This window comes from Vasconcelosia minhoensis LEGE 07310, from assembly GCF_015207255.1.
GTDB lineage: Bacteria > Cyanobacteriota > Cyanobacteriia > Phormidesmidales > Phormidesmidaceae > Vasconcelosia > Vasconcelosia minhoensis.
Map to the genome: position 1 here is coordinate 1 of NZ_JADEXG010000111.1, position 7,767 is coordinate 7,767.

At 48.9% G+C, this 7,767-nt stretch carries 6 protein-coding genes and 1 pseudogene; 4 read left to right on the forward strand and 3 right to left on the reverse strand.

The features are described from left to right. Positions 1–117: 117 nt before the first annotated feature. Positions 118–603 (reverse strand): hypothetical protein, encoded by a 486-nt coding sequence (locus tag IQ241_RS24430; protein WP_193912301.1) that lies wholly within the window; start codon positions 601–603, stop codon positions 118–120. Between the two features lie 324 nt (positions 604–927). On the opposite strand from IQ241_RS24430, the gene IQ241_RS24435 reads away from it, so the two are divergent. The 3 genes from IQ241_RS24435 to IQ241_RS24445 all read left to right on the forward strand — a co-directional run bounded on the left by IQ241_RS24435 (position 928) and on the right by IQ241_RS24445 (position 6,154). Beyond that, positions 928–2,292 (forward strand): FG-GAP repeat domain-containing protein, encoded by a 1,365-nt coding sequence (locus IQ241_RS24435; protein ID WP_193912303.1) that lies wholly within the window; start codon positions 928–930, stop codon positions 2,290–2,292. A gap of 6 nt (positions 2,293–2,298) precedes the next feature. Next, positions 2,299–3,036: a hypothetical protein gene (locus IQ241_RS24440; RefSeq protein WP_193912305.1), complete on the forward strand. Its 738-nt coding sequence runs from the start codon at positions 2,299–2,301 to the stop codon at positions 3,034–3,036. An 88-nt stretch (positions 3,037–3,124) separates the two neighbouring features. Further along, a complete protein-coding gene (locus IQ241_RS24445; RefSeq protein WP_193912307.1) occupies positions 3,125–6,154 on the forward strand; it encodes a TIM-barrel domain-containing protein in 3,030 nt (1,009 codons plus the stop codon). A 166-nt stretch (positions 6,155–6,320) separates the two neighbouring features. Here the strand turns inward: IQ241_RS24445 and IQ241_RS24450 are convergent, their stop codons facing one another. Next, positions 6,321–6,797, reverse strand: a complete 477-nt coding sequence (locus IQ241_RS24450) for a group II intron maturase-specific domain-containing protein (RefSeq protein ID WP_193912309.1) — start codon at positions 6,795–6,797, stop codon at positions 6,321–6,323. Between the two features lie 267 nt (positions 6,798–7,064). Here IQ241_RS24450 and IQ241_RS24455 point away from each other — a divergent pair, with 267 nt between their 5' ends. Next, on the forward strand, positions 7,065–7,373 hold the full coding sequence (locus tag IQ241_RS24455) for a DDE-type integrase/transposase/recombinase (protein WP_193912311.1): 309 nt from the start codon (positions 7,065–7,067) through the stop codon (positions 7,371–7,373). Here the strand turns inward: IQ241_RS24455 and tnpA are convergent. Next, a pseudogene (gene tnpA, locus IQ241_RS24460) lies at positions 7,334–7,636 on the reverse strand (IS200/IS605 family transposase); the annotation flags it as partial. The gene IQ241_RS24455 and the pseudogene tnpA overlap by 40 nt on opposite strands. Positions 7,637–7,767: the final 131 nt, after the last annotated feature.

Below are 7,767 nucleotides of genomic sequence, written 5' to 3' on the forward strand. Positions count from 1 at the left end.
AGGGTGGTGATAGCGCTCGTATTCAAGTGCGCTAATGTCGGCTTCGCTGAACTCTAGTTGAATCATGACCGCGGTGTCTTTTGGGTGGGCTAACTCAATTTCACCATGACTATAGAATTAGTTCAAGCCCGAACCGGCTAGAGTATAGCAGTAGGTGGAAGCAGCATCAACGCCCACCAGCACAGGCTTATTCGCCTGAAATATCTCGTGCTGTTGGTTGATCTCAGTGGCTTGCTCAGCGGTTGCCTGAAGCCGGTTATGGACGGTGCCAATGCTGATCGGCAGATCGAATAAGTCGCGAAACAGTTCCACCACGCCGCGATAGGAACTGTGGCAAATCAGCACTAGCCCTAGAATCAGCTGGTACAGCCAGCTTTTGGTGACAGGCAGATGAAGTAGAACCTCGTCATCCTCCTGAGAAGGTGCAAAGGACTCATCGAGCGAGCGCTGCGCTTTATCGCCCTGTTGATAGACGAATTTGCGGCTGACCTGATGCGTTGCGGCTAGGTGGCTGATGGGTTGTGAGCGAGCAAGCACTTGGATGCCAATATCTTGGCGAATGTCGGGAGATAGGCTGGCGGCGACGGAAAGGCTAGGGCTCATGCGAGACGATCACAAAAGGGGACTGGCGACAAGCATTCAGCCTATGCGATCGCGAAAACCAAATCACCGGATCGCATCAAAAGTGTTACCTCACGATGAACCACGCCAAAATCGGGCTTCTGAGCGTCTAAAAATACCACTTGTACAGGGATCTCTGTATGTACTTAGTACTTTTCCTCAAGATCAGCTCCGTATTTTGACGATGGTGCAACCGTAAAAACTCATTTAGTCTAAATACAAATTGAATAATTAAGTGTAAAGCAAGAATTACGCTTCTTCCTTTTCTCATTCTTCAACCGTAATTTGCATATATCTTTAAACGCCATGTCTAGCATTTTAAAGCCTGAGTTTGAACGACAGCTTATAGAAGATAAAAGGGGTGATGGCTACTGGATTGATGCGTTCAATATCGATTCTGATGGAAAGCCCGATATTGTTGGCTACGGACTAGGTGAGGGGGAAGTGAACTGGTATCAAAATCCCAACTGGCACAAAAGGCGAATTGCCAAATACCTAGGCCCGGTAGGAATGGATCATGGAGATATCGATAGAGACGGCAATCTAGACATCATTATCTGCTACCAGTATGGTCAAACCATGATTAACTCCGACCCAAAAGGCGGAAAGATCGACTGGCTGAAAAATCCAGGGGAGCCAGATGGCGAATGGGAAAGGCACTACATTGGTCGAGCGACATCGATGCACCGGCTGAAAGTAGGTTATTTCACTCAAAATGAAAAGCTAGAAGTTCTAGCATTGCCTATTGTGGGTCGCCCTAACGATGTTCACTCTACGGTTCCTGTTAAGCTATTTACGCAGCCAGAGGATCTTGAAAATGCACCTTGCTGGGATGAGCATTTAATCGACAACGAGAACTACCACGTTGTTCATGGGGTATCGATTAAAAAGTATCATCCAAAATTTGGCATCGAATCGCCGTACGATTTAGACTCTGCACTCATTGCCTCAGAAGAAGGAATCACCTGGCTGTTCTACGATCCAGAGAAGGAAAAATGGAACAGAAAGCTGATCGGAACTGGCGAAATGAGTCAGGCATCCAAAACCGGCTACAAAGGCAGTGGTAACGTGGACATGGGCAAAGTCGGCGGAGATGAATCTGCCTACATCGCCACGGTTGAACCCTTTCATGGCAATACGGTCGCAGTGTACTACAAAGATACCGAATCTCAGCCCGACCCCGGATGGAACTGGAAGTGGAAAAGACATGTGCTCGATGTGTACGATAATCCTACACCTTTAGGAGAAGGTCCCGGCCACTTCGTGATTTGTGGAGACTTTGATGGCGATGGAGAGGACGAGTTTTTGGTGGCACTCAGAGGTCCACAGCCATGGCAAGGCGTCTACTACTATAAGGCTATTGACCTAGCCAAAGGAGCCTTTGTCAAATGGCGCGTTTCATCAGACTCCACGGCTCGCATTGCCGTCGCTGACTTTGATGGTGATGGCCGGTTAGATTTTGCGACTATCGGCTACTCCGTCGATGGCTACTACTGTGCAGACAATCCTTTAATTGCTACTTTTTACAATCGATTTGCACCTATTAGCGAAGATCTCTCATCTGGCTCTTCGTCAGATTTAGCGACTCAGGATCGTGCAGAATCGCTTTCCTTCAACTCGCTGACTAACTCGCGCTCTGACTCATTACCCAAAGAACTTTCCAAGGTATGAAAGCCCATGCAGACTACCATCGCAAAGCCGCAGACCAACGTTGTAGAGCCTGTTTACTTTGCAGATAAATACGTCAAGGCGCTCTGGCTAAAAAACGCAGACAACTACTATCTAGAAAACCGAACTATTGTTGTCAACTTAGGGGAAGAAAAAGCCTACGTTGCCGTCGCGCCAGAAAAATATCTGTGGCCCAGAACCTCTACGATTCTTCAAGAAATTAGCATCAAGAGTGGAGACTCTCTCCTACTGATTGAGATTGTTGAGTCCAAAAATATCGGCGGCGTCGTACTAGATAGTAAGTGGCGTCAGCTTGGGGAGCTTATGGACTTTCCCAAAGATGTGCCGCTATGGAAGTCTCCTCAGTACGATGTCGGAATTGTCGCTTTTGACCCTTATTTTGCTACGGGCTTGACCGATCGCCCGCACTCAAAGCGCATTCAAAAGCATCAGGTCAAAGTCAATCTGTGGTTTTCGCCTGCCCAGACCGATGCGGCCATTCACAACAAACACACCGCTCGCGACTTTTTAGAAGTTCACACCCAGCTCTACGGGTCGGGCCGGATGCAAAAGTTTCATTCCAACAACTTCGATACGCTTTACGAAGATGTATTGATGAATCCAGGAAATAGTCATCTACCCTTTGCCAGCGTTGATGAGTCGGGTGGCTTTATCTATCCCTGGCACCAATACTACGCGGACACCGACTGCATTTGGATGGCCAATGAATTTCATCCGATTGATTAGACACGCTATTAGCCAAGCCAAGCATTCTATTGATAGGTAAATCCTGAACAGTGATCGCTGTTTAAAAATCCAACCTCTTTGAAAAACTATGCCTTCTTCTATCTTCTCCGCCGATGACGCCTACAAGTTTATAAAAGTAGAAGACTATTTCTCTCGCTACAAAGAATGGGAAAAACTAGAAACGGTTGCTTCTTACACCTTTGATCCTGACAGCGAAACCTTCGCTCTCAACTTTAAAAAAAGCAACGGCGACACCTGTAGCGCCCTTATTCAGTTCGTTCAAAAAGACACTTTCCGCTTTCGCTTCAATCCTAATAACAAGCCAGCGGACTATACACAAAGCAACACTAGCTCGATCATAATGGATGATTTTGAATCCATTAAGAAGCATCTAGAAACCAAAAATGACTTCAAGGTAACGGCAACAGAAACCAGTGACGGCATAGAGATTATCACCAGGGGGGGGCCAGAAGAAGACCCTAGCCTGAAAATGGTGATTACATTCAGCCCTTTTAACATTGAGGTATTCAACGTTTCTGAGGCAGAAGTGTTTAAAGTTTGGCAAACAGCCAGCCCCGGCATTTACTACACTGCCAACGGCCCAGAAGACCATGCGATTATTCAAGCTGTCAATAAACCTGCAACAGCTAAATACATCGGTTTTGGCGAGCAGGGCGGTCATGGCCTTGAAAAAAATACGGCTCAGCTGAACTATTTCAACTTCGATAATATGCGCTACCGGCAGGTCTATGACCAGGGCCCGCTAGATAGCAGAGAGCCCCTTTATCACTCAGATCCTTTCTTCTTTGAATTTAACGGTGTTCCCAGTAAAAAAAGCGTTAATGCCGTCTTTGTTGACAACCCAGGCCAGGTGCTGGTGGATGTGGGCTATCTCAACTCAAGCCGCTACATGTTCGGCACTCGCTTTGGCGATCTGGACTATTACTTCTTTTTGAATGGCGAACCCGCTCACGTACTGCGCGACTTTACCTCCATTGTGGGCCGTCCGCGCTTGAAGCCTCGCTACATTCTGGGCTACCATCAGGGCTGCTACGGATACGACAGCCGAGACAAGCTAGAGTGGGCCGTTCAAAAACACCGAGAGTATCAGATTCCACTCGATGGCCTGCATGTCGATGTCGATGTACAGCACGAGTATCAAACCTTCACTGTAGATACTCAGAAGTTTCCCGATCCCTTCTCTATGTTTCATAACCTGAGAGACCAGGGGATAAAGTGCAGCACCAATATCACGCCTGTCATCAGCAATAAAGACCCTAACTATCAGACTTACAAAGAAGGTCTAGAGCATGGCTACTTTGTGGCGGACAATCGTTACGAGCCGGACAACCCAGCTAGCAAAAGCTATCAGTGTTACGGGAGTGGAAACGAGTATCGCCCTAATAATCCCGACGCGATAGAAGGCTTTAACAGCGGCCAGCCCTTCACGGGCGGGGTTTACTATGGTAATGACGATAGCGGCAATGAGCTAGGAACGCCGGGTCACTATGCTGATTTGGGTCGAAAAGAAGTCCGCAAGTGGTGGGGAGATCAGTACAAGTATCTCTTTGATATGGGCTTAGAGATGGTGTGGCAGGACATGACGACGCCTGCTATCCGTGAAAATTGTGGAGATATGAAGGGATTTCCGTTCAGGCTCTATGTGACTGATGACTTTTTATCAGACCAGGAGGCTAAGCTCACGCCCGCTATTAAAGTTTGGAACCTGTATTCCTATAACTTGCATAAGGCAACTTATGAAGGGCTCAACCGCCTAGAAGGAAGAGAGAACAGGCGTAATTTTATTGTTGGACGCGGTAGCTTTACAGGGTCTCATCGGTTTGCCGGACTGTGGACAGGCGATAATGCTTCCGACTGGGATTTTCTCCAGATGAACGTGGCTCAGGTGCTCTCTTTGGGTATGTGCGGGCTAGCCATCTGCGGGCAGGATATTGGCGGGTTTGAAACCTCTAACGAAGATGATGGGAAATGGGCTAGCCCTGAGCTGCTAATTCGGTGGACTGCGGTTGGTGCTTTTTTGCCCTGGTTTAGAAATCACTATGTCAGAAAAGGCCGTAAGGAATTCCAAGAGCCTTTCATGTATGAGCAGTATTTCCGAGAGAGAAATTTGCCTGTGCCTGAGCCCAAGTCTCTTTACGAAATGGTCTTGCCCATTTGTAAGGCATACATCGAATTGCGCTACCGGCTGCTACAGCTGTTCTACGACTGTCTCTTCCAAAACAGCTTAGACGGTATGCCCATCTGCCGCCCTATGTTCCTTAACGACCCTGCCGATCAGTCGCTTTACAACGATAAGCAGGCGTTTATCGAGAATCAGTTTTTCGTCGGTAAGGATATGCTGATTGCGCCTATTTTGGAGCCTCAGTCGGAAACTAACGGCGGTAAGCGAGATATCTATTTGCCTCAGGACAGTAACTGGTATTGCTTTGTGAATAACAAGATGCCGTTGGGCAGCTACGTTGAAGGGGGTACAACCATTCGAGATTTTGATGCTAATCTCAATCTCAACGGCGAGCATATTAACTTTATTATCCCTGTGTATGTACGCTCGGGTGCGATTATTCCGATGCTTGAGGTTGAACAGTATGTAGGTCAGCGTAATGCAGAGGGCAAGGCTCATCCGATAACGTTGAATGTTTATCCTGATAGCGATCTCACTGGCGGAGAGTACACCCTGTACTTAGATGACGGCGTGAGCCGATCGTCAGCGATAAAAGACAACGTAGAGCAAGGGTGTGATGAGCTAGCAAACAGCGAGTACCGTCAAACGCTAATTACCCATAGCTATACCAATTCAACCCAACGGCAAATTGACATTACCCGCGTTCACGACGGCTACAGCCCTAAGTACGAAGACCATTTCTTCCTCGCTATCCTGCACGATCCTTCAGAGACAAAGGGAAGCTCAGGATGCCTGGATAAAGTTGTTGTCAACGGCCAACGAATTGCTGCACTGAGCGATTCTACAGAGCTAAATGCAGCAGCTGAAGAGTCCTGGTATTACAACAAGAGCCTCAACACGAGCTTTATTAAAGTCATTGACCGTAAGGCTTCTAACATGCTGCTGCTTGAGTATTTTAAGCCCAACAGCTTCTAAACGCAGTCGTTCAGCGATTTTTGGGATTGCTGAACGACTAACCAGCCAACGCTAACCACATACAGGAAAGGTTAGACTAAGCCGCCGAGTCACCTCAACGGCTCGTCTTCAAAACCGTGCATGAAAGTTTAGCCCTTCACACGGCTCCTCAACAGTTTGGTGCTTGTCATACACACATCGCATGAGCCTGGTCGTGGCAATGCCGATGGAGTAAGGCCAGATTATCTCGTCTGTGATTATCTCGGTTCCTGTCCACATGGTGGACTTCCATACGGTCATCGGGCCAGAAATACAGTCCGCAGTGTGAGCATTTTCCCGATTGGTATTTCAACAGCCTTGCGACGGTTGGTGTCGCCGTCGGGTATTGCCCCATTCTGCGACTCCAGTACAGCCAATCGCCATCATAAGGGCTTCGACTTCCCTGTACCTTGACATGCCGTTTAATCGGCGTCTGAGGGTGTTGAAACAACCGCAGAGTCCCTTGGTCATTTCGGGAAGCAAAGACCCAACCTTCACCAGAGCCAATAAGCCAGTACTTACGGGCAATCCAGTGTCGATTTTTGTTGGGATGACGATGGTATGCCCAAGCGCGGAGCTTTCGGTAAACCAGATGTTGCAAAATGATGTCTACTTCGGCACCCAAATCGCACCAACTTCGGCAGCTGAATCACATCAGCTTCGGCACCCCGACTGGGACTCGAAAAGCCTAGGTGCCTAGCTAGGCAAACGGCAGGGGGCACCGAGACCTGAGAAGGCGATTGATTTTGAGCCCGTTCATCGGGAGCTGAGTCATAAAGGCGTCACCCTGGCGCTGCTCTGGCAGGAAGGCATCGATAGCCAGGATTGGACGCTAAGTTACGGCCAGTTCTGCCGTCGCTACAATCAGTGGAAAGGCAGTCAGAACCTGTCGATGCGGCAGGTCTATAAAGCCGGGGATAAGCTGTTTGTCGATTACTGCGGCATCACCGTGCGAGTGAGGCATCCGGCGAGCGGTGAAGAAAGCGAAGCGCAGATCTTTGTGGCCTGCTTGGGGGCGAGCAACTACACCTATGCCGAAGCGACGGCCAGCCAAGCTCTGCCGTACTGGATAGGGGCTCATCAGCGGGCACTAGCCTTTTTTGGCGGCGTGCCAAAGTGCATCGTGCCCGACAACTTGAAATCCGGCGTGGGTGACCAAAATCATTGGGATTCAAGCCCCGCCCTTCCAGGGCGGCTTTGAGTTTGGATGTATTGCTTCAGGATCTCCAAAGGAGCACCGCCTACAGAGCCAGCCGAATAGCTAGGACTCCACAGCGCCTTATTGCCCTTGGGCTTGGGTAAACCTGCCTGGCCATAGTGCCGACTGGAAACCCCTTTCAAAGCATTCAGGATCTGCGAAATCGATAGCTTCGGCGGGTACTCAATCAATGCGTGGACATGATCGGCTTCCCCATTGAATTCCAGGATCTCAAAGTCCATCTTCTGGGCCACAGACCGAAAGGCCGACTATTAGGCGACAGTGGAGTAGTCGGGTAGCAAAAGTCGGTTGACGGGTTTAGCCGAACCAGCGTGAGACAGGACGGCAGCGTCAGCGCCATTTGGAGACGGTTGCAATCAGGCAAAAAAAAGGGCAC

Excerpts from the sequence above, each read along its gene's own strand:
- IQ241_RS24430 (WP_193912301.1), bottom strand. The coding sequence starts at position 603 with ATGAGCCCTAGCCTTTCCGTCGCCGCCAGCCTATCTCCCGACATTCGC.
- IQ241_RS24435 (WP_193912303.1), top strand. The coding sequence starts at position 928 with ATGTCTAGCATTTTAAAGCCTGAGTTTGAACGACAGCTTATAGAAGAT.
- IQ241_RS24440 (WP_193912305.1), top strand. The coding sequence starts at position 2,299 with ATGCAGACTACCATCGCAAAGCCGCAGACCAACGTTGTAGAGCCTGTT.
- IQ241_RS24445 (WP_193912307.1), top strand. The coding sequence starts at position 3,125 with ATGCCTTCTTCTATCTTCTCCGCCGATGACGCCTACAAGTTTATAAAA.
- IQ241_RS24455 (WP_193912311.1), top strand. The coding sequence starts at position 7,065 with ATGCGGCAGGTCTATAAAGCCGGGGATAAGCTGTTTGTCGATTACTGC.